The organism is Ohtaekwangia sp., assembly GCF_036568665.1.
In the GTDB taxonomy this organism is placed as follows: Bacteria; Bacteroidota; Bacteroidia; order Cytophagales; family Cyclobacteriaceae; genus Ohtaekwangia.
This window is the reverse complement of record NZ_DATCSD010000181.1, coordinates 1-22,950: the sequence shown is the minus strand read 5'-3', so window position 1 is coordinate 22,950 and position 22,950 is coordinate 1. Positions and strand designations below refer to the sequence as shown.

At 43.9% G+C, this 22,950-nt stretch carries 20 protein-coding genes; 6 read left to right on the top strand and 14 right to left on the bottom strand.

Going from position 1 to position 22,950, the window contains the following annotated elements:
- Positions 1-49 precede the first annotated feature (49 nt).
- Entirely contained in the window at positions 50-1,291 is a 1,242-nt protein-coding gene (locus VIN08_RS10455) for an MFS transporter (protein ID WP_331964227.1), read from the top strand.
- Between the two features lie 91 nt (positions 1,292-1,382).
- Here the strand turns inward: VIN08_RS10455 and VIN08_RS10450 are convergent, their stop codons facing one another.
- Positions 1,383-2,348: an SRPBCC domain-containing protein gene (locus VIN08_RS10450; protein ID WP_331964224.1), complete on the bottom strand. Its 966-nt coding sequence runs from the start codon at positions 2,346-2,348 to the stop codon at positions 1,383-1,385.
- A 388-nt stretch (positions 2,349-2,736) separates the two neighbouring features.
- On the opposite strand from VIN08_RS10450, the gene VIN08_RS10445 reads away from it, so the two are divergent.
- Positions 2,737-3,771, top strand: coding sequence for a phosphotriesterase (locus tag VIN08_RS10445; RefSeq protein WP_331964221.1), 1,035 nt, complete (start codon positions 2,737-2,739; stop codon positions 3,769-3,771).
- A gap of 148 nt (positions 3,772-3,919) precedes the next feature.
- Here the strand turns inward: VIN08_RS10445 and lgt are convergent, their stop codons facing one another.
- Positions 3,920-4,753, bottom strand: a complete 834-nt coding sequence (gene lgt / locus VIN08_RS10440; protein WP_331964219.1) for a prolipoprotein diacylglyceryl transferase — start codon at positions 4,751-4,753, stop codon at positions 3,920-3,922.
- 141 nt (positions 4,754-4,894) lie between these two features.
- A complete protein-coding gene (locus tag VIN08_RS10435) occupies positions 4,895-5,296 on the bottom strand; it encodes an START-like domain-containing protein (protein WP_331964216.1) in 402 nt (133 codons plus the stop codon).
- 334 nt (positions 5,297-5,630) lie between these two features.
- Here VIN08_RS10435 and VIN08_RS10430 point away from each other — a divergent pair, with 334 nt between their 5' ends.
- A complete protein-coding gene (locus VIN08_RS10430; RefSeq protein ID WP_331964213.1) occupies positions 5,631-6,143 on the top strand; it encodes a hypothetical protein in 513 nt (170 codons plus the stop codon).
- A 31-nt stretch (positions 6,144-6,174) separates the two neighbouring features.
- Complete coding sequence (locus tag VIN08_RS10425) at positions 6,175-7,032, top strand: DUF3667 domain-containing protein (protein ID WP_331964210.1); 858 nt, start codon at positions 6,175-6,177, stop codon at positions 7,030-7,032.
- Between the two features lie 89 nt (positions 7,033-7,121).
- Here VIN08_RS10425 and VIN08_RS10420 read toward each other — a convergent pair whose 3' ends face one another.
- From VIN08_RS10420 to VIN08_RS10405, 4 genes are all read right to left on the bottom strand, one after another.
- On the bottom strand, positions 7,122-7,724 hold the full coding sequence (locus VIN08_RS10420) for a tetratricopeptide repeat protein (protein WP_331964207.1): 603 nt from the start codon (positions 7,722-7,724) through the stop codon (positions 7,122-7,124).
- 160 nt (positions 7,725-7,884) lie between these two features.
- Complete coding sequence (locus VIN08_RS10415; RefSeq protein ID WP_331964204.1) at positions 7,885-8,742, bottom strand: Ku protein; 858 nt, start codon at positions 8,740-8,742, stop codon at positions 7,885-7,887.
- 129 nt (positions 8,743-8,871) lie between these two features.
- The gene (locus VIN08_RS10410; protein WP_331964201.1) at positions 8,872-9,585 is read right to left on the bottom strand and encodes a LytTR family DNA-binding domain-containing protein; all 714 of its coding nucleotides are present in this window, start codon (positions 9,583-9,585) and stop codon (positions 8,872-8,874) included.
- Positions 9,582-10,613, bottom strand: a complete 1,032-nt coding sequence (locus VIN08_RS10405; protein WP_331964198.1) for a sensor histidine kinase — start codon at positions 10,611-10,613, stop codon at positions 9,582-9,584. The genes VIN08_RS10410 and VIN08_RS10405 overlap by 4 nt, the downstream gene beginning before the upstream one ends.
- 239 nt (positions 10,614-10,852) lie before the next feature.
- On the opposite strand from VIN08_RS10405, the gene VIN08_RS10400 reads away from it, so the two are divergent.
- Complete coding sequence (locus VIN08_RS10400) at positions 10,853-11,725, top strand: alpha/beta hydrolase (RefSeq protein WP_331964195.1); 873 nt, start codon at positions 10,853-10,855, stop codon at positions 11,723-11,725.
- 217 nt (positions 11,726-11,942) lie between these two features.
- On the opposite strand, the gene VIN08_RS10395 is transcribed toward VIN08_RS10400, so the two are convergent.
- Both VIN08_RS10395 and VIN08_RS10390 read right to left on the bottom strand, forming a co-directional pair.
- The gene (locus tag VIN08_RS10395) at positions 11,943-13,235 is read right to left on the bottom strand and encodes an ABC1 kinase family protein (RefSeq protein ID WP_331964192.1); all 1,293 of its coding nucleotides are present in this window, start codon (positions 13,233-13,235) and stop codon (positions 11,943-11,945) included.
- 61 nt (positions 13,236-13,296) lie between these two features.
- On the bottom strand, positions 13,297-13,968 hold the full coding sequence (locus VIN08_RS10390) for a TetR family transcriptional regulator C-terminal domain-containing protein (protein WP_331964189.1): 672 nt from the start codon (positions 13,966-13,968) through the stop codon (positions 13,297-13,299).
- 72 nt (positions 13,969-14,040) lie between these two features.
- On the opposite strand from VIN08_RS10390, the gene VIN08_RS10385 reads away from it, so the two are divergent.
- Positions 14,041-15,246, top strand: coding sequence for a tetratricopeptide repeat protein (locus VIN08_RS10385; protein ID WP_331964186.1), 1,206 nt, complete (start codon positions 14,041-14,043; stop codon positions 15,244-15,246).
- Positions 15,247-15,254: 8 nt separating this feature from the next.
- On the opposite strand, the gene ligD is transcribed toward VIN08_RS10385, so the two are convergent.
- The 5 genes from ligD to VIN08_RS10360 all read right to left on the bottom strand — a co-directional run.
- Entirely contained in the window at positions 15,255-17,579 is a 2,325-nt protein-coding gene (ligD, locus tag VIN08_RS10380; RefSeq protein ID WP_331964183.1) for a non-homologous end-joining DNA ligase, read from the bottom strand.
- Complete coding sequence (locus tag VIN08_RS10375) at positions 17,579-18,313, bottom strand: DUF4184 family protein (protein WP_331964180.1); 735 nt, start codon at positions 18,311-18,313, stop codon at positions 17,579-17,581. The genes ligD and VIN08_RS10375 overlap by 1 nt, the downstream gene beginning before the upstream one ends.
- Positions 18,314-18,332: 19 nt before the next feature.
- Positions 18,333-19,868, bottom strand: a complete 1,536-nt coding sequence (locus VIN08_RS10370; protein ID WP_331964177.1) for an MFS transporter — start codon at positions 19,866-19,868, stop codon at positions 18,333-18,335.
- A gap of 124 nt (positions 19,869-19,992) precedes the next feature.
- The gene (locus VIN08_RS10365) at positions 19,993-21,186 is read right to left on the bottom strand and encodes a tetratricopeptide repeat protein (RefSeq protein ID WP_331964174.1); all 1,194 of its coding nucleotides are present in this window, start codon (positions 21,184-21,186) and stop codon (positions 19,993-19,995) included.
- Between the two features lie 21 nt (positions 21,187-21,207).
- Positions 21,208-22,950: DNA gyrase C-terminal beta-propeller domain-containing protein (locus tag VIN08_RS10360; protein ID WP_331964170.1), on the bottom strand; the 1,743-nt coding region annotated here is incomplete at its 5' end.

The following is a 22,950-nucleotide window of genomic DNA, read 5'->3' as shown; positions in this document are numbered from 1 at the left end:
AAAATAAGATGAATTAAAAGCAAATAACCCAATGTAACTGTAAATCTTTATGAACATTTTAAAAGAAAGCAATGTAAAAATCAGTACCGTGCTGGCATTCGCACTGATGCCGCTCTCAGGATTCGCGACAGACATTTATGTTCCATCATTTCCGGCTATGGCAGCATTTTTTGGCACCAATCGTGGCGACATCCAATTGTCGCTTGTCATTTTTATAATCAGCAGTGGAATCGCCCAGCTCTTTGTTGGAAGTATACTGGATGCCTTTGGACGCTATCGTCTCAGCCTGGCTTCTCTCCTGATTTTTGCACTTGCTTCTTTCACCATCGGTATAACCAACAGCCTGCCGGTGTTGCTAACCATGCGCGTTGTTCAAGGTATATCAGTAGCATTGATTGTCGTTGGCAAACGAGCTTTCTTTATGGATGTATATACGGGGAGCCAGCTAAAACACTATACAAGTCTGTTCGCTATTATCTGGTCAACAGCACCGATCATCGCTCCTTTCATTGGCGGATTTCTGCAACATTTCTTTGGATGGGAATCAAACTTCTACTTTCTCGCGATAGCCACACTTACTCTTCTTGTTCTGGAACTTGTCTATAGTGGTGAAACATTGAAGACACCTCAGTCATTTAAAATTCGTCCACTCCTAAATGTATACTCCTCTATACTCAGCACACCCGATTATGCGATCAGCGTTATGATCCTTGGACTTTGTTTTTCCACCATCATGCTCTATAACATGGCAAGTCCATTCATCATCGAAAATGTATTTCATCAGTCAGCAGTCGCCACAGGTAATTCATCTCTTTTGTCAGGCCTGGCTGTCTTGTCCGGTGGTCTGCTCAGCAAAGCACTTATCAACCATTCCATCACTCGCAAGATAATGGTTGTCGGCCCGCTGCTTTTAATACTCGCAAGTCTTACCATTGTATTCATGTATATCTTCCCTAACCTGATTGTAATGATGGCTATGGTTATGCTCATACACATGACCTCAGGTTTTACATACAATACATTTTATACTTACGCATTAGGCCGTTTCACATCCAATGCAGGAACAGTGGTGGGCATCACCAGCGGAAGCATGTTCATTATTACCTCTATATTCAGCTATACAGTTGTAAATGCACTGCATATACAAAATGTTGTGATGCTGGGCGTTGGCTATCTCATCATTGCTTCTTTTATCGGTGTCTTACTAATGTTGTTCATGCAAACACGCAAACGCACCGTAACGGAAGAAGCGCCACAAGTAAGCCCCGCTATATTGGCGGATGCTGCGTAACAGGGTCTTTGTCATCATTTATATAAATACCTGTACATAAAGAGAGCGATGCACGCCAATGCATCGCTCTCTCCTTTTATTCTAACCGGTTTTATTTTTTCTCCGTGCAATTTACCATCCAGTTTATACCGTACTGGTCCGTACAGGAGCCATAATATGCGCCAAAGAACATATCCATCAACGGCATGGTAACATTTCCTTTTTCAGAGAGCTCATCAAATAAACGTTTGGTCTCTGTACGGGTAGCAGGCTCCAGACATATATGCATGTTATTGCCAGTGGTTAATGTAAACCCCATCTCCTGAGGCGCATCAGTAGCCATAAGTATATGTTGACCTTCCAGTATAGGGAGCTCAACATGTAATATCATTTTCTTTATATTATCTGCTACAGGCGGATGACCGGCATCAGCGGGTATATCTCCAAAACGTTGTATACCTTTTCCGCTAAACTCACTGCGAAATACTTTCTTATAAAAAGTAAACGCTTCTTCTGTATTGCCGGGAAAGTTGAGATAGGTAGTTACACGTGTTACATTATCTTTCTTCAACTCACTGCGCAACTTGAATTTCGCCCTCAGGTATTGATCAAGATTTTCATGTGCCGCTGTAAAGCCTGCTTCAAAGCCCATCTCAACAATGGTCTCCAGATCTTTCAGGGATGCATAGGTAATATTAATTTCTACCAGTGTGTTACCATTAGCCGAAGGTTTAAAACTTGTGCGCCAGTGCATGTGTGGTATAGAATTATTCTCCACACCATTCTCATCACAAAACGAGTCGATCGCTTCAAATACCGTAGGTGCTGTAATCTTTTTGTAGTTTATTTTGGCATAGTGCCGCTCCCCTTCAGGGCTCTGCATATAGTATAGCCAATAACCACCTTCGCGGAAATCCATCGACTTCGTGTTAGCTTTCCAGGGTTTAGGTGCCCACCATTGATCCAGTATTTCGCTGGTGGTCCACGCCTGCCATACTTCTTCTACTGTGCCTTCAAACTCACGCGCAATAAGCATCTTTTTATTCGCGAGATCTTTCTTGAAAATGGTCTTGAACATAACTGAAATTACTTTTGAGTTTATACTTTTTAATAGCAGATCTAATACGTCTCGTCTCTCAGGTGACTATATGCGCCACTAATTGGTTGCAAATAAATATGCAATTGATCGGTTGCACAAGTTTTAACGTGATTTTTTTGTGATAAACGTAATTGCCCTGTGCAATTGTCGCAGTTACCCCCTTAAAGGCTCCCGACTGCTGAGTCGAAGGTCTGAGTGTGTAAAAGGGCACGGAGTCCGCAAAAGATATATACTTTCAATGACCTGGAGGCTAGCGGCACAAAAGAGTATTTCGTGTGGTATATAAAGTTGTACGGCAGGCTATAACTCTTCTGCTAGAGAAGTGATAAGGGATTGCTTTATTTTTAAGTAATCAAACTTCCCTCCTATGAACAGAAGAACATTTTTGCAGGGGACTACTATACTTACGGGCTCGGTGTTAATGATGCCTTCTGTAATAATGGCACAACGTAAGAGCGATTCATTGATCGGTGTACAGGGTCCTATAAAACCGAATGCATTAGGGGTCACACTTATTCATGAACACATTATGGCTGATTTTATAGGAGCAGCAGAAACTGGAACGCATCGCTATAACGCTGACCAGGTTGTAGAGAAAGCGCTGCCCTATCTTCTCGAACTGAAGAAAGCCGGCTGCAACACGTTTGTTGATTGCACACCGGTATATCTTGGCAGAGATGCACGAATATTAAAACGTCTTTCTCAAGCCAGCGGACTGAATATATTTACTACTACCGGATACTATGGCGCGGTGCAACAAAAATTTCTGCCAGCTCACGCTTATACTGAAACAGCGGAACAATTATCAGCACGATGGGTAAAAGAATTTCGGCAAGGTATAGATGACTCGGGTATATTTCCCGGATTAATAAAAACGTCTGTAGATGAAGGGCCGCTTCCCGCTGTATGCCAAAAGATATTAGCGGCTGTAGCACTCACACATTTGCAAACAGGGCTGAGTATATCTGCACATACCGGCAATGGAGAAGCTGCACTGCAAGAACTGGCTATACTTCAAAAAGCGGGTGTACATGCCAGCGCTTTCCGCTGGGTACATGCACAACTGGAAAACGATAAAGCTATACACCTGCGTGCAGCCAATATGGGTGCGTGGATCGAGTTTGACGGTATCAATACAGCAGAGCCCGAAAGTATAGCGAAGCACATAGACTTTGTGAAATTTATGAAGGAACAAAAGCTGCTTCACAAAACACTGATCTCGCAGGATGCCGGCTGGTATTGGGTAGGCGAACCCAATGGAGGCAACTTTCGCGGATATACCGGTATATTTGAAACGTTCATCCCGGCCCTGAGGAAAGAAGGTTTCACGGAAAACGAGATCAGACAATTACTGGTTGACAACCCAAGAGAAAGCCTCACGATCAAAGTAAGAAAAACATAGTATATATAAACTCCGTCATTTCGAGCATGCTGTATACCTACAGAATGCAATCTCCCCGCGAGAATCCCCACCCCACTTGCTTCTTTGTCAAAAATGAGGCTGCTATTTAATATTTATAGGAAGAAGCTCTATAAAAATTACATCCAGCTTATAATTCCTTTGGCTTCCTGTTCATGATCACCAGTATAACAATGCCCATTACAATGCCAGGTATACTCAGCAGTTGCCCCATGTTCAGCGCCATGTTGTTTTCAAAGCCTGACTGATTGTTTTTGATGAACTCGATGATAAATCGTGAAGTAAAAAGTACGATCAGAAAAATAGCCGTTATAGTGCCCATCGGAATTTCAGAGCGTTTTGTTTTCCACAGGTAAAAGGTAAATGCAAATAACACTACACAAACCAGTATCTCGTAGAGTTGAGTGGGATGTCGTGGTGCGAGTGGCAGCAAGGCAGGATCTGTTTCACGTTCAAAGATAAATCCCCAGGGCAAAGATGTCTCGCCTCCATAGATCTCAGAGTTCATTAAATTACCCAGCCGGATAAAAGCTCCGCTTATCGGTGCTACAATAGCAACGCGATCGGTAACCCACAAAAATGGTTGATCTGCTTTTGTGCGTGAGTAAAGATATAGCGCAATAAAAATTCCAACTCCCGCACCATGACTGGCCAATCCGGAAAATGGAGGTGTTATCAGGCTTATTAACCACGTGCCGGGTTCATCGAACAATAACTCCCATTCATAAAATATATAGTGACCAAGTCGCGCACCCAAAACTGTTCCGGCAATTGCATAGAGTGTTATTGTATCAATATCACGCGATGGTTTCAGGTCTTTGCGGTAGATATAGGACAGTATCTGTTGTGCTACCAAAAATCCGCAGGCAAACAGAACTCCATACCAGCGAACGGGCAATTCATATCCCGCTATATATAAGGTAAAGATCTCAGGCTTTACGTTCCAGGCAATGTAGGCGTTCATAGTTGGTCACGAAACTAAATATGGCAATGTGATAAAACAAAAAAGGCTCCTTAAAAAGAAGCCTTCTGGTAGTATACTCAGTTAATTCACTTTCAAGTTCGCCTTACGCCAACACCTGAACACATAAACACTTCACTACAACTATCCTCCTACGGTCTTTCGCAAGATTTCAATCAAACCATCCCACAGGTCCTGAAGTTCCTTGTGATCATCAAAGTCGGAGTAGTCAAATATTTTCAGGTAAACAGATTGAGTCAGTTCATTAAACTCGAGTCGAAGTTCGAAATACGAAGGGTCGCGCGTGTCATCATCGTTCTCAGGTAAAAATTCAAAGCGCGCAAAGTGATTGGTTCTGTGTCCAACAAGTTTTGCCTTGTGTACTTCGCTATCCCAGAAGAAAGTAAAGCACTTGTCTTCATTGTTGATTCTTACATCATCAGCAAACCACTCAGCAAGTCCGCTCGCAGTTTGAATATAGGGATACAGCATCTTGATAGACGCATGGATCTCATAGTCCGCGGTGAATAATTTCTTTTTTGACATGCTCAGTGTTGTCATGCGCGAGGGCTTGGGCATTGAATATAGATCATTTTTAGGACTATGACAAAATAAAAAACGTGGCCGCCTTTTGTTCTTGTAAAAAGCTCCACGTGCCCGAGAAAAATATAGGAAGTTGTATTAAACTTTCAAACGAGCTTTTTTAATGAAACAAAAGATACAGAGACCAATCTGGATTAAAGCAGTAGACAGTAGTGCGAACATTACTCCCATAGGTCACAGTTAATTCTGATTCAAATGTAACTGACCTGATCAAAAACATTTATTTTGAGAAGATTATCGGTTGCTGTTTACGGCTAATTGATCAAATACCCTTTCAATGGATTTACGGCAGGAAATTTTACGCGAGCATTCCAAAAAGCAGGCAAGTAAGATCGCTGATTATGTGTTAGATAACAGGCAACGTTTTAAAGTGTTAGTTGATGTTTACCTGGCCGGTCCTTACCGCGTTACACAACGTGCCGCCTGGCCACTCGGGCTCTGTGTTGAACGCAACCCTGTGTTGATCAAACCTCACCTCAAGCGGATCATCGACTATCTTGAACAGCCGGACATTCATGATGCTGTTAAACGAAATACCATGCGACTGCTTCAGTTCTGTGATATACCATCGCGCCATCATGGCCAGGTTGTTTCATTGTGTTTTCAATACCTGCAGGATGGCCGCGAGCCGGTAGCCATAAAAGCATTCGCCATGACGGTGCTCCATCAACTGATTCAAACTATACCGGATCTGAAGAAAGAACTGAAAATCATACTGGAAGATCAGTTGCCTTATGCCTCGCCTGCGTTTACCGTTCGCGCCCGAAAAATATTAAAACAACTTGCGTGACAATGCGCTGTACTCTATTCTTACACTTATAATGGATAACCTTTCTGCCCAGGAGCACACCTGCAAAAGCTGCGGTAATACATTTGTTGGTCTCTATTGCAACCTCTGCGGTGAAAAGATCATTGAACCCCAAGAGCGTCAGATCAAATCAGTAATGGGCCACCTGCTGGTAGCTTCTACTATTGTCGATAATAAATTTCTGAAGTCGTTGTGGTATACCGTTGCCAAGCCCGGCCTTCTTTCCAGGGAATATGTAGATGGGCGCAGGGTCATGTATATGCGACCGCTGCAAATGTTCTTTATACTCAACCTGATATACTTTCTCTTTCCGGTGCTGCAGATGTTCAACTCATCGCTCTATACACAACTTCACGTGCTGCCCCATAGCAAGCTGGCGCAAAAGGTTGTAGCGGGAATATTAAAGAAAGATGGCATGACCATGCAGGGTTTTGAGCTGATGTATAATGATAAAACTACCAGCCTGGCAAAATTACTGGTTGTGGTGTTTGTTGTGCTTGCCTCGTTACCACTTAGCCTGATCTTTCGTAAGAAGAACCGTTACTTTACCGATCACGTAGCGTTCTCGGTAGAACTTACCAGTTTTAACCTCGCTATAAATGCTATAGCATTAAGTTTACTCTTCGCGTTGATCAATGCTATATTTCGGTTCAGCCATTCCTCATCGTATGGTATATACCTGAATGATCTTACGCTTACCATCATCTTTGTATCCACCAACCTGTACTATATATTTTATGCTGCCCGCACATTCTATAGCCAGCGGGGAAAGCGACTTATTCTGAAAGCCTTCGCTGGTATTTTGGGATTGTTTGTAGCGTTGGAAGTATACCGGTTCTTCCTGTTTTTTATTACGATCTGGACGATGTAAAAAAAGACCGAAAGACGGAAAGTCACACGATTAACGAATGCTAAAGTGAAAGCCACCATTAACCATTCACGAATAATGGTTCAAATATTTCAGGTGCTCTGCAGCTTGAGGATCAGATCATCTACCTGGGTATGATCACTCTTGGGTGTAAGCTGGCGATAGTGCTTCAATGCTTCAATGGCTTCGGTAAACTCTTTATTCATCGCCAGCGTGAGTCCGAGATTAAAATGACTGTTGGGGAATGTAGGTTCTATTTCAATCGAAACACTATAATGTACTTTAGCCAACGCAAAATTACCTACTTCGGCATAGAGGTTCGCGAGATTATAGTGTGCTTCAAAGTGACGGGGCTCTTCTTTCAAACAACGCGTAAAGAAATCAATCGCTTTCGTAATCTGTCCTTCTTTAAATTCGAGAATGCCCAGATTGCAATAGGCATCGGCAGGTGAATCGAGCTCTTCTATAGCCTTCAGGTAGTGAAGCCGCGCAGAGGCTTTATCGCCCTGATCATCAAGCATCAATGCTTCTTCAAAAATAGAGAGCTGGTTCAGTCTTACCACTTTGCCTCCGGTAAAGAGGTTCAGTTGGCCATGCTTCTCCAATTCTTTTACATTGCCACGTTTATTACGAACGGGCTGTGGACCGAATTTCTCGGGAACGGGATTGACTTTAAACTGGATGATTTTCGCCACGGTGTAAAGGTAAGCTATATCTGCTAAAAGTGAACGGCAGATATTTGTTAATCGTTAACAGCGAAGCGTTACTCGTTCACCGGAAGAAGCAATATGTCTACCTACCGCGGCTAACTATTTAACGGCTGAACAACTGGGTCACTCAAGGTAGAAAACAGCGCTAGCTCGCTTTTCGTTTCGCGGTTTTGGCGGGTTTCTCTTTTTCAGCTTTGGCCTTCTTGGCCGTTTCCCCTTTGGCTTTTTCCATCGGCTTCTTCGCAGCATCAATGCTGGCCTTCAGGGCCGTCATGATATCTACTACCTTCGGTATTTCTTCGGTGAGAGTAACAATTTCTTTGCCGGCTACTTTAGCATCAATGATATTCTTTAACGCTTCGTAGTAGTGATCCTTCATTTCAATATTGGCAAACTTGGTAGTCATGGAATCTACCAGCGTCTTGGCCAGCTTCAATTGTTCCTTGTCTGCTTTAACTTCGAGTAGCTGCGGTACTTCCCGCATACTGCGAACTTCATTGGGGAAACGCAAGCGATACATTACCATACCGCCATCCATAGGTGACAACAATACAGGTGTTTCACGATCGCGAAGCACTACTTTACCTACAGCTATACGTCCGGTCTCCTTCAACGTCTGACTCAGCAAGCCATACGTTTTCGCAGCTACATCTCCATCAGGACCTATATAATAAGGGGTTTCATAAAGTGTAGGATGCACTTCCGATGAATCGACAAAGCCTTCAATCTCAATAACCTTTTCACTTTTCAGTTTAACCTTGTCGAAGTCTTCCTGGTCGATGATCACATACTGCCCGGGTTCATATTGATAGCCTTTGATGATATCTTCCGTCTTGAGCGTTTGCCCTGTCACTTTATCTTTCTTCTCATAGCTCACCGGGTTATGTCCTTCTTTCGAAAGCAGGTTGAAGCTGATGGTCTGGCCAGTATCGATGGCGTTGTAAATTCTGACGGGGATTGTTACAAGTGAAAATTGAATGTGTCCTTTCCAGATGGCGCGCATAGTTACTTAGTTTAAAAAATGAAATGAACAGTACTAAAGTACTGATAATGAATCGTATTATCAAAATAAATTTTAAGCAATCATTTCAAGATCCAACGCTTCCCCTACAGGCCGCCAGCCCCACAAGTTCTAATTCCGCAGCAACCGGTCTAATATCTCGGTTTTCTTCTCGCGACTGAGCGGAAGTTTCTTATGGCCGATCACCACTTCATTACCATCAATGGATGAAATAGCCTTTATCGAGGCGATATACGATTTATGTATTCGTACAAATGACATAGCCGGAAGGATCTCCTCCATGTTCTTCATGCGCAGCAACGTCATAAATTGTTTGGCTGCGGTGTGGATCACCACATAGTTTTCCATACCTTCTACATACTGCACATCATCAAAGTGTATCTTCTCGTAGCGATAATCGCACTTCACAAAGAAGTAGTCCTCCTTTGGTTTTTCATCGCGCTCGCGGGGTTTGGTTTTCAGTTCAAAGAAGTCACGTGCTTTGTTTACGGACTTCAGGAAGCGATCGAACGGAAAAGGCTTCACCAGGTAATCCAATACATCCAACTCATACCCCTGCAGGGCAAAATTAGGATACGCGGTAGTCATAATCACCATCGGTGGTTCTTTGAGCGATTTCAGAAAATCTATACCGGTGATCTTGGGCATCTGTATATCCAGAAACATCAGGTCTATATTTCCGCCCGACAATGCCTGATTGGCTTCCAGGGCATTTTCGCACGATGCCTTTACTTCCAGAAAATCAATATCACGTATATAGTTCAGCAAGCCTTCGCGTGCCAGTGGTTCGTCTTCTACAACAATGGTCTGTATTTTTCGCATCATGCTATTTTTAGCGACAAGGTAACAAAATAGGTATCGGGTTTCTCCTCTATCGTAAGCTCGTATTGATCAGGGTATAGCAGTTCAAGTCTGCGCTTTACATTCTTCAAACCAATCCCTCCTACGGTATTGCGCGGCAGATTTTCATGTGTATTGAAGAAGCGCGCGGTAAATCTATCGTGCGTGCGAAAGAGTTCTACCCGAATGGTATTGGCATAATCGGCATAGTTGGAAACATACTTGAAAGCGTTCTCCAGAAAAGGAATGAGCAGAAAGGGCGCTATCTGAAATCCACCCAACTGACCTTCTGCTGTGTATTCAACCTTTACACGCTCACCTTTTCTTAGCTTCTCCAGCGCTATATAGTTCTGCAGATATTCCAGCTCTTTCTCGAAGGGTATCTTTTCATCGGAGCAATCGTATAGCTGAAAGCGCAGCAGGTCACTTAGTTTGATCAACGTTTCGGATGCTTTATCCGGATCTTTCTTGATCAGGAAATATACACTATTGATGGCATTGAACAGGAAGTGCGGGTTTACCTGTGCTTTCAGGTATTGCAATTCTGTTTCCAGGCGTTGTTGCTCTAGCTGTTGCGTTGTGCGGTCGGATTGAATCTTATCTTTAATGAGCTTGGCCGATGCCAATATACCCGTCATGGCCGATGTTGACATGAATGCCACGATGAACGTTTGCCAGTAGCTATATTCAAATTTCATGTTTGCCAGGAACTTCATATTGATGAGTAACCCGGCCGCCAGCATGGCAGAAGATATTACGATCGCTATAAAAGCAAAAAGTACAAACAAACCATATCTCCGCTTATTGAGATACATGGGAAACAGATAATATACCACACTATAAAATGCGGTCATATTAAAGACCATATAGAGAAGGGTGTTGATAAAGACCCTCCAGAAGGTATACATGGCCTGATAGAACGACAGCCAGAATACAAAGTAGGCTAACCAGAAGAGTATATGGTGCACTTTATACCGGAAGAATGCCTGCCAGAAAGTTGATCGCTTTTTCATATTCGATCTAAAATACGGAAGTGAAAAGGGAGTTTCAGTAATTTCATTGACCAAATGTATAAAAGCTTTGACCACCCGGTTTTGCACGACCGGCCCTTGCTTCATCTTCTCTTATACTGCCCCCAATGCAAGGATCGTCAACCGAAAAATACAGTTAGTCAATAAAAATTTCAGAGCCGGAGTGTGATGCGTTGTTTTGAGCCATCAAACACAACATAAACCCAATAAACATAACCATTATGAAACGCATCTTCTCTCTTCCCATCATCGGATTGTTCATCGCCCTGTTGCTCGGTACACTGGCATCGCACGGACAAAATTATTTTACTGTACAAGTTACCGGTAAAGGAAAACCGATGATCCTCATTCACGGCCTCACCTGCAGTGGCGATGTATGGAAAGAAACAGTAGCACATTACCAGGATAAATATGAGTGCCATATACTTACACTCGCAGGCTTTGGTGGCAATGCTCCTTTATTAAAAGAGAATTTTCTGGCTGCTGTAAAAGATGATATCATTACATACGCTAAGAATAAGAAATTGAAAAAGCCGGTGATTGTTGGCCATAGTATGGGTGGCTTTATTTCATTCTGGGCCGCTGCATCTGCTCCCGGATTATTTGAAAAAGTTATCGCGGTAGATGGCGTTCCGTTTATGCCTGCCTTGCAAATGCCGGGCGCTACTGTTGAAACTGCCAAACCGGTTGCCGACAATATGTATAAGAACATGAGCTCTCAAACTCATGAACAGTTTGAAGCCAATACAAAAATGTTTCTAGGCTCGATGATCACCAGTCCACAACGCATTGATGAAGTGATGGAGATCGCCAAAAAAGCTGACGTAAAAACACAAGCACAGGTCATGTACGAAATGATGTCGACCGACCTGCGTTCTACAGTGGCTGCTATAGATTGCCCGGTACTGCTCATGGGTGCTTGGGTTGCTTATAAGAACTATGGCGTTACACACGATGCGGCTACTGCCGGATATACGGCACAGGTAAGCAATGTAAAACAAGCCACTATAGAAATCAGCGATACGGCAAAGCACTTTATATTCTACGATGACCCAACCTGGTTCTTTGCAAAAGCCGATGCTTTCCTGAGGTAGTGAGAGTATATATAGCCGTGTGTGTATTTAAACTTCGACATTCGTTAATCGATGTTCCTTGTTCGATATTCGGGTTCGGTTAATCGTTAGCAGGTAACAGTTATTTGTTATCCGTAAAAGATGTATTTCACCGACAACATGCCTCTAACTAATTCCTCAAAAAGCAAAAGGGACTTCATTGAAGTCCCTTTTTGCTATATATATAGTTGCCTCTATTTTAATATCCGGTTTTTACCGTTGCCCCGAGATCGTGCAGAATGGTATAAAGACCAAAGTACGTACGATTGATATAGATTGCTTCGCCAACGCCCCTCGCCTTTTTCGATTCGCGTAGCTCTTTCATGTTGGCCAGGCTTTCACCAAAGGCGAATAACTCCTGGAAATAACCATCATTCGAAAAATCAAATGATTCTGCACGGAACGGACGACTCAACAACTCCACCAGTTTCTCGAAGATGCTCATAAAGAACGCTTTTTCCTTCGCAGTGTCGCTGGGATATATGAAACGTAACTGTTCAAAAACATAGTCACGTTTTTTCTTATCGGTAAGTATATCGGCATCCAGCAACCGGAAATATACATTGTAAAAATTCTCCGGTATAACTTTCACACATCCAAAATCGATAATGCCGAGTTTATAGTCATCGGTGATAATAAAATTACCGGGATGCGGGTCGGCATGTACTGCTCTCAGCTGGTGCATCTGAAAATGATAAAAGTCCCACATAGCCTGACCAATCTTGTTGGCAGCACCGGCTGGTAAATCTTTCGCTACAATCTCGCCCAGCATCTTTCCTTCGAGCCAGTCCATCGTTAATATCTTCGCGCACGAGTACTCCGGGTAGTAATGCGGGAAGACTATATTCTTTACTTCTCTGCTGCGCTGCGAAAGATCAATGGAGCGTTTCAGTTCCAGACTATAATCTGTCTCTTCCAGCATCCGTGTCTCTACTTCTTTAATGAACTCATCATACTCCACCGGGTTCAGATTAAACATGCTGAGTGCTATAGGCTTCACCATCGCTAAATCTGATTTTATACTATCGCCTACACCGGGATACTGAATCTTTACCGCGAGCTTTTTGCCACCGAGTGTTGCCTGATGTACCTGTCCCATCGAAGCAGCATTTACTGCTTTACGGGTAAAGGTTTCAAATATTTGTTCGGGTCCTTTGCCAAAGTGATTCACAAAAGTTTTTACCACTAACGGATAGGATAATGGCGGAGCACTATATTGTGCCATAGCAAACTTTTGCTGGTAGGCTGTGGGCAAAAGATTTTTATCCATGCTCAACATCTGCGCTACCTTTAAAGCGCCTCCCTTCAATTCGCTGAGAGAATTGTAAATGTCATTGGCATTGTCTTCATGTAACTGATCTTTCGTTACATCCGGGTTGATCAGTTTTTTGCCGTAATGTTTCAGGTAGTTGGTTCCGATCTTCGCACCGGTTGTAATAAACTTGGTTGCCCGTTGAACTTTTGTTACCGGTATCCGCTCAAATTCTTTCATGAGTTACTTGTAAAAGTTAAAATGTACGGGTATGTATATAGATATATAGTGTGATGTGTGATTATCGTTTATTCTGATAGAGGAATTTTCCAAAGTCGATCGCAGCATCCACAGCACCCTTGCCAATCAGGTCGAATGCCAGGTTCACGGACTTCTCAACAGCAGCATCTGTCTTTTCAAACGCTGTGCTGTCGTCATCTTTCCAGAAAGTGAGTATAAATCCGAAATGCAGCCAGAATAACTGCGGGTAACGTTTATCGAGGTAAGGCCGTGTGGCTACTTCTCCTTTACCTTTGCCCTGGTTGAGCAGGTTCTCAAAGAAAGTCTCGAATGTTTCCTTGAAGCTCTTCAGATAGCCGGGAGTAAATTCAATGCGTTTTACATGACCGAGTTGAAGCAATACATAGCTCCGGTTAGCGCGCAGCTCTTCGAGCAATGTAAAATAGAATGCGAGTACTTTCTCGCGACTGGAGAACTCGTTGAATGAAGCATCGGCTTCCAATCGGCTGATCGTTACATCGATAAAGCCTTTCCAGATGTTTCGCTCCAGCGCCTCGAATGATCCGAAGTGGGTATAAAAATCATCTTCCTTCATACCGTTGTCGAGGCAAAACTTGAACACCGATGCTGGCTGTTTTCCTTCGGTGAGAAGGTAATTGATGTAGGCTGATTTTATTTTTTCATCCGAAGCCTTGCTCTCGGACTTTCGAGTGCTTTTTTTCGTGGTTTCCATGCTCCATTAAACAGGTTTTGGATGGAAAGGGTTTGCAAGAAAGCGATGATTCTTTCGTTATATTTCGTGATCATGAGAGTGCACTTTATTTTTTACCTGCTGGTGTTTACAACGGCCGCATTGGCCCAGAAGAAAATCAGACCTGACGATCTTTATGAACAGGCACAGGAAGCCCGCGATAAAAACGACTATACCAAGGCGTTGATACTGCTCAACGAATGTTTAAAGGAAGACCCCGGGTTTACTGAGGCGTATGTACTTCGCGCTTCCACACGTGAGCAACTCAAAGACTTTGAGGGCGCGTTGACTGACTATAGCATTTACCTGGAACGCAATCCCACCAATCCGGAAGCACTCTTCAGCCGCGGACTGGTTCGCTATCAATTAAAGAAATACGACCAGGCTTACGAAGACTTCAACCATTACCTCAACGCACCGGCTGGAGCAACGCAGACTATATTTTTCAACACCTCACCTACTACTTCGGGCAGCAACCAGGTTATGACTGCGCAGAGTTCTATCCGTCCGCTCATCTATAATTACCTGGGCGTAATCGATCAGAAGCGAAACAACTTCCCTAAATCTATAGCATGGCTTGACTCAGCCATTATGTTATCTCCAAAGGAAGCAGACTTTTATGTGAACCGCGGCCTGTCGAAGCAAAGTATGAAAGATACTACGGCTGCTTTGGAAGATTTCAAGAAAGCACTCACCATTAATCCCCAGCATACAGTGGCTTTACATAACATCGCGGTGTTCAAGCGGGTGCAGGGCGATAAGAAAGCAGCAGCCGATCCGTTGGAGCAGGCTATAGAAAGTGATTCGAGTATGCTGGCACCTTACCTGGAGCGCGCGTTTCAGCGCATGGAAGGTGGCTACCTGAAAGGTGCACTGGACGACTATAACAAAGCGCTGGAGATTGAAACAAAAGATCCGGAGATATGGCTCAGTCGCGGTATAGTAAAGGAACGTCTGAAAGATTATACCGGGGCTTTCTCTGACTATACCAAAGCCATTGAAGTGAAGGAGAGTTTTGTAAAAGCGTGGATCAACCGTGCCAATATACTGATGAAGCTTGAGCGGTATAAAGATGCTGCGGACGACTATACGGCAGCGCTGGTATATGTGCCTGACTCGGCTCCTGCTTATTATAACCGGGCGATTGCCAAATATAGATTGGAGAAACTTACCGAAGCCTGCGATGACCTGAAGAAAGCTGAGTCGCTCGGCATGAAGGTAGATACCAAGCTGAAAGGAAAAATCTGCGTAGTAAAGTAAATCTATACCTATAGATCGGGTCTCAGCCGGATAAATACCGGTTCGCGATACATACGGTCGGGCGTAAATTTAGCGTAACTGATCTCCGCTATTATCACCGGAGCAAGCCATATAGTTTTATTGGCATCAACAAAATTACCGACAGCGGTTGTCTTCTTTACTATATCTATCTTTTTCAGCGATTTGAAAATCTCTTTCATTAGCGCATCGTCAAAACCGGTCCCTACTTTGCCACGGTATTGCAGTTCATCGCCAACGCGCTCAGCCATTTGCAAGGCTCCGAATAAAGTCTGGCGTTCACCTTTCCCTTCGGTATAGCCTATAATTATTACTTCGGCTGTCTGGCGTATCTTGATCTTGACCCAGCAATCACTTCGGCGACCGGATAGATATTTACTCGTTTTCTCCTTCGCCATAATGCCTTCCAGCGAATGCAACTTCGCTGCCTGAAACAAGGCATCACCATCTTCTACAAATTCACTTACGCGATAGGGTGTCTCAGGGCGCACGGCATCTTTGAGCCACTCTTTTCGTTTCAGCAGTGGCTCATTTACCAGTACTCTTCCATCCAGGTACAGGCAATCAAATATATAGCAATATACCGGGTTGGTCCTGGTAAGTTTTTGAATGTTGGTTTCGCCTGTGGTCATCATACGGTTGATGACGCGTTTGAATACAGGTTTACCTTCACTATCGAGACAAACAATCTCTCCGTCAAATAAACCATTGGTAGCCCGAAACGCTTTACTGCCATCGAGCAGTTCCGGAAATTGTATAGTCACATCGTTGTGATTGCGCGTGCGCAGCGTAATCTGTCCATCCTCCAATACAATCAGTGCCCGTATACCATCCCACTTCATTTCAAAAAGATGTGTATCGCCAGTGGGTGGTTTATCGGTAGATTCGGATAACATGGGTTCAATAGACTGCTTTAGGTAATTGACCTGTGGTTCATCTACGCGTTCCAGCAACCATTCCTTTTCTTTCATTTTGTGTATGCGATATTCACCGCTTACTTCCTTACTGCTAAGCCGAAAGTAAAAGCCGTCTTTCTTTTCTTTTGTGATCTGATATTTACCCAACGCATAGATCCACATCTCGCCTGCACCGTATTGCCCTTTCGGAATTTTACCATCGAAGGTGAGATACTCCATCGGGTGATCTTCGGTTTGTACTGCGAGGCGTTTCACTCCAGGATACGGAGGAAGTCCTTTCGGCACAGCCCACGATTTCAACACACCATCCTGTTCAAGTCGCAGATCATAATGCAATCGCGAAGCATGGTGGCGATGTACTACAAAACTATTTCCGGTAGCCTCTGCCTTCATTGCTGAAGGCTCCGGTGTTTTTTCGAAGTCGCGTTTCTTCGCATAGGCCTCCAGTTGTTCGGGTGATTTATGTTTAGCCGAAGCCGGAAGCTTTTTACTTTTAGAAGGTGTCTTCTTTCGGTGCGTGTGAATCTCTACAGCATACGCATCAAATCCCTCCCATACATCGCCATCCTGTGCAAGTTTATCGAGCGCAGTCTTGATGTTATATTTTCGCGGATCACTCAGGTCTTTCAAATCCTCCCACGTAAGTGGCATGGATACCGGTGCGCCTACACGCCCGCGCAAACTATAGGGCGAAACTATACTTTGTCCGGAGCGGATGCGAAATATATCTACCAGTACCCGGCCCTTGCGCGCTTCTTTCTTGATCTGCAGTGTAACCGTGTTCGGGCGATCGTCCACAAAAGGTTTCGCTATATCCTGTGCTGCTTCAAATACAGTATGAAAATCCCACTTCGCTTCTATCGGGCAACATATATGTATACCTTTTCCTCCGGTAGTTTTTACAAACGGAGTATATCCGTGTGCTTCGATCTGTTCTTTTAGTTCGAACGCAATCGGAATGAGTTTACGAAAGTCGTAGCCTTCGGGAGGATCAAGATCAAATACGATATAGTCTGGAAAATCATAATTAGGTTTACGACCATGTAACTGGTGAAGCTCGAGCGAAGCCAGGTTTGCCAGCCACACCAGCGAGGCGGGCTCGGTGGCAATAATATAGTCTTTCTTTTCTTTGCCGAGTGTTACAAACTCCAGCCAATCGGGTGCCCACTCGGGACGATTCTTCTGGTAAAAACTTTCACCATGTATACCATCAGGGAAACGGATCAGTGTAAGCGCTCTTCCCTTTATATGATGCAGAATGGTGGGGGCAATGGTAAGATAATATTGAATTACTTCAGCTTTCAGTATAGCATCTTCCGGGAACAATATCTTGTCCAGGTTGGAGAGCTCAACCTTTCGTTTACCAACTTGCGCCCATTGAGAATTTTTCTTGGCCATCAGGCAGTAGTTATACTCCTGAATTTAAGCATTCCGTTAACAACAAGCGCTATACAAACTCCACTGATACTGCTTACTACAACATTTCCTAAATTATAGTCTGCCGAATAAATCATAAACCGCACAACCACTACCCCGGCCGTTATGAGCATAAGGCTAAGCCAGTATACAACGGATGGCCTGGAGTATATAGACACCGGTTGCTCTTTGCGTAAAAGTATACAGGCTGCCACCAATGTAAGACCTATTACTGTGCTGATGTGCTGCAATGCATAGAACAACGGGTAGCGTACACCATCAAACGGCACAACGGTGCCTTCATAAAACGGAAGCTCGCGTGCAAAGAAACCGCTGGCATGCGTAAAGGCATCCCAAAAAAGATGAGAAGCCGAACCCAGTAATGCCGACAGTATAAACCATATATAGTTTGACCGGATATAGGCGGCCAGATCAAAGTTCAAGGTATCCTGAAAACGTTGTTGAAAGAAATACGGAAGATTACGGATAAGATTCTGCTTCACTACCAGGTGAAATAACAGTGATAGAAAAAATACCACGGGCAGATCAAAATATAGCAGGCCCCATAAAGTATGGCTATGCTCACTGTCTACACTCAGCTTGAAGAAATACTCAAAGTCGGGTGCCATGCTCCCTATCACCAACGCAGTAGCAGATAGTTTTCGGGTTCGCAAGAACGGAAGTACGATCGCCGGATGCGCTGGTGTAAAGGGCATATATGTTTACAGATTTTCTTTAGTCGATAGCAGCCTTGGGTTTGTTCTTCAAAAAGATCATACCCACCACAAATGTAATGGCAGCCACAATAATCGGGTACCACAATCCTGCCAACGGATCACCGGCAGGATTAGTTTCTGTTTTACTCAGTTCAAATAAACTGGTAGCCAGCAAAGGCGTGAGCCCACCAAAGATACCATTGCCGATGTGATAGGGCAACGACATGGAAGTATACCGTATGCGTGTAGGGAAAAGCTCCACGAGAAATGCCGCGATCGGCCCATATACCATCGTTACTAAAACCAATTGCACGAACACCAGCCCCACTATTTTATAGAACGAATCGTTGTTGAGGATAACCTCTTTTTTATTTTCAGATGTAGTCTTACCCGATCGTGCTTTGGTCGTGCTCACGGTCTCTGTCAGCCTGGTGCCGTCATCATATACATGCGTTGTTTTCTTCACTGAAACAGAATCGCCCTTGTCGGTAACACGCGAGGTCTTGGTAATGTTTTTCTCACCGGTAAATTCTTTTTTATCCTTTACATCAGTGAGTGCATATAGCTCTTTATATACAGGCCGGTATAACAACACCGCCAGCAGCATGCCCACCATCATTATACCTTTACGGCCAATCTTATCCGACAGCCAGCCAAAGTATATAAACAGCGGAGTGCCTATTACCAGTGCGAGCGCTATAATGTTTCGCGTTTGTACAAACTCTACGTTGCAGGTCTTTTCAATAAAGGTCATGGCATAGAATTGTCCGGTATACCACACAACGCCCTGACCAGCCGCAGCACCAAACAACGCAATGAGCACGAGCCTCAGGTTTTCTTTATTACCAAAGCTTTCCTTGATCGGGTTCTTCGATACTTTACCTTCAGCTTTGAGCTTGGCAAATAACGGTGACTCGTTCATGCGCATGCGAATAAATATAGAGACACCCACAAGTATGGAGGAGAGTATAAAAGGTATACGCCAGCCCCAGTCGTTAAACTCGGTTATCTCCATCGATCCGCGCACAGCCAGTATAACTCCGATGGAAACAAAAAGTCCCAGTGTAGCCGTTGTCTGGATAAAGCTGGTATAATATCCGCGTTGCGCTGCCGGTGCATGCTCTGCTACATAGGTTGCTGCTCCGCCATACTCACCGCCCAAAGCGAGCCCTTGAAGTAAGCGAAGTATCAACACAATTACGGGAGCAAAAAAACCTATTGAATCATAACCGGGCACAAGCCCTATAGCAAAGGTGGAACCACCCATAAGTATGAGTGTAATGAGAAAGGTATATTTCCTGCCCACTATATCTCCAAGGCGCCCGAATACTATAGCCCCGAAGGGACGCACAATAAATCCGGCAGCGAAAGTTGCTAATGTAGAGAGAAATGCTGCGGTAGGATTACTCTTGGGAAAAAACTGGTCGGATAAAATGGTAGCTAAACTTCCGAAGATATAGAAATCATACCATTCGATAAGTGTGCCGACAGAGGAAGCGGAAATAACAAACCAGAGTGTTCTCCGTTGTTCTTTCGTGATTACAGTTTCAGACATAGGATGGTTGTTGGTTTTTTACTTCCTAGAAATATAGTGGAAAATTAAACCGACAACAATCCTGGTGTGTGATAAAAAAGAAAGGGGCTTGCGCCCCTTTCCAAATAATATTGCTTCCTATAGCTTAGTCTTCTACACCCAGTGCTTTCAATTTCTTCGCTACACGCTCGTTGTTCTTATCATCTGCTATATAGTAATACAGCAGGCTGAGTTTATGCAACAACTCGATCTCTGCATCTTGTGAAGGTGCTTTCATTTTTTCGGCTTTCTCCAGGTAAGGTATAGCAGCTTCGCTTTGCTTTACGCGCTTCTGAACAAGCTCTTGTTTTTTCTTCGCATTTGCTGAAGATATACCCAGTGCGTTGATGTCCTGTGTTGTTTTGTCAATTTCAATCAGGAAGTAGTTAGCCAGGTTAAACTGAGCATCAAAGAAATCAGGTTGAATTTTCAGTGCAGCTTCAAAGTTCGCTTTTGCATCTTCCAGTTTCTTCAACTCGGTGTTCAGTACACCTAACAGATATATACTTTGTGCATCGTTCGGATTAGCTTTTACGGCTACTTCCAGATTTTTTGCTGCTTCATCGTAGCGCTTCAACTGAATGAGTGAGTTCAACTCAACAGCTTTCAGATCTTTATGATTAGGAAGGATCTTCAATACTTTCTGTGCGCTGGTAAGTGCTGCTTCGAAGTTCTGATCTTCATACGCCAGCAATGCAGGCATGGTCAACGCTTGTGTTCTTCTTCCACCCAGGTCAGCATACTTGGTAAGGAAATCCATCGCTTTTTGTCTTTCTTCTGAGTTATAGGCAGCGTATCCTGCATATTCATAGAAAGTAGTATCAGGCTTGTTTGCCTTGAATGCTATACCTTTTTCAAATTGCTTCAATGCACCTTTAAAATCTTCAGCGCTAAAAGCCTTATCACCTTTCACCAGGTATGCATTACCGATCAGGTTAATCACCTGGTCATATAATACCATGTTACCCGCTTTATCCTGAACGAAGTATGCTGAAGATTTACCATTGCTCAGTTCATCTGCTTTCTTCAGCGATTCTGCTGCTATACCTGCCAGGTTCTCAGTAGAAGTATAGCTCGTTGTAGTATCCAATGCTCCGTAAATTACAGCTCTGTAAAACCAAGTCTTACCATCCGTCATGGTTTTCTCGTAGGTAGTAGCTGCATCGATAGTAGATTTAGCTTCTTCGAACTTTCCGTTCTTCAAAGCCGTAATCGCTTTGTTGATATTAGGTTTTGCTTCTTTCTGCGCCAACACCATTCCTGGTATGATCAGAAATAATAGAACTGCTATCTTTTTCATTGTTCGTTAGTTAATTGTGGGTTATTGTTGTTCTGTATCGTGGTTGTTCGAGTCATCTTCCGGCTCATCGTTGTCCGGTGTATCATCTATATCTTCTTCTATTTCTATATCCTCTTCTTCTTCCGATTCGGAAATAGAATTTTCAGGTTGTACGATTGGTCGCGTGGTAGAATCCAATCCCTCTCCTCCTTCGCTCTTCACTTCCACAATCTGCTGAATCTTCTCCACAGAAGATATTCGGTCGTCTTCATTCAGCTTGATCAAACGAACACCCTGTGTTGCACGTCCCATCACGCGTAATTCACTTACTTTAATGCGAATCGTTATACCGGAGCGGTTGATGATCATCAGTTCATCTTCATCAACCACTTCCTTGATGGCAACAAGTTTGCCAGTTTTGTCTGTGATGTTGAGTGTCTTTACACCCATACCACCGCGTTTGGTAATACGATAATCATCCGTTAAAGAACGCTTACCATAACCATTCTCCGATACCACCAACAAGTTAGCATCTTCACGGGTAATGCAAACCATGCCTATAACTTTGTCGGTTTCAGAATCCAATGTAACACCGCGAACACCAGCAGCCATACGTCCCATCGGGCGTACATCCGATTCATGGAAATGTACTGCTTTACCTTCGCTCTTTGCAATGATAATGTGGTTGTTTCCATTGGTAAGCGATGCATTCAACAGCCTGTCGCCTTCGTGAATGGTGATCGCATTTATACCTCCCTGGCGCGGACGTGAGTATGCTTCGAGTGCTGTTTTCTTGATCGTACCTTTCTCGGTACAGAGTATCACATAGTTATTGTTGATATACTGTTCGTCTGTCAGGTTCTTCACATTGATGATCGCGCGCACAGCATCGCCCGGCTCTATATTGATCAGGTTCTGCACCGCTCTTCCTTTAGATGTTTTGTTACCTTCGGGAATCTCGTATGCTTTCTTCCAATATACTTTACCCTGATCGGTAAAGATCAACAGGTAGTTATGCGCCTGCGCTATAAATAAGTGCTCGGTAAAGTCGTCATCTTTGGTGGTTACACCTTTCGAACCAACGCCACCTCTGCCCTGCGTTCTGTATTCTGACAATGACGTGCGTTTGATATACCCCTGGTTAGAAATGGTGATCACCATCTCTTCATTCGGGATCATATCTTCTACGGTAATATCATCTTCGTTGTGAACAACCGTAGTTCTGCGATCATCACCATAACGCTCTCTGATGTCGAGCAATTCATCTTTGATGATCTGCATCCGCAGCGGCTCATTCGCAAGTATATCTTTCAACCGGTCGATGAGTTCTTTCACTTCTTTGTACTCCTGCTGGATCTTATCGCGCTCCAGACCTGTGAGTCGCTGGAGTCGCATATCCAGGATGGCTTTTGCCTGTATCTCTGACAAACCGAAGCGCGACATCAATCCATCTTTCGCTGCTTCCGGGTCTTTTGAATTACGGATAAGGCTGATCACTTCATCGAGGTGATCGAGTGCTATCAGGTATCCTTCGAGTATGTGAGCTCTGCGCTCTGCTTCTGCCAGCTCAAACTTCGTTCTGCGCACGATCACATCATGACGGTGCTCCACGAAGTACTTGATCATATCCTTCAGATTCAGTGTCAGCGGGCGACCTTTTACAAGCGCCACATTGTTTACACCAAACGAGGATTGAAGCTGCGTATATTTATACAGGTTATTCAGTACGATGTTCGAGATGGCATCTTTCTTCAGATCGTATACAATGCGATAGCCTTCACGATC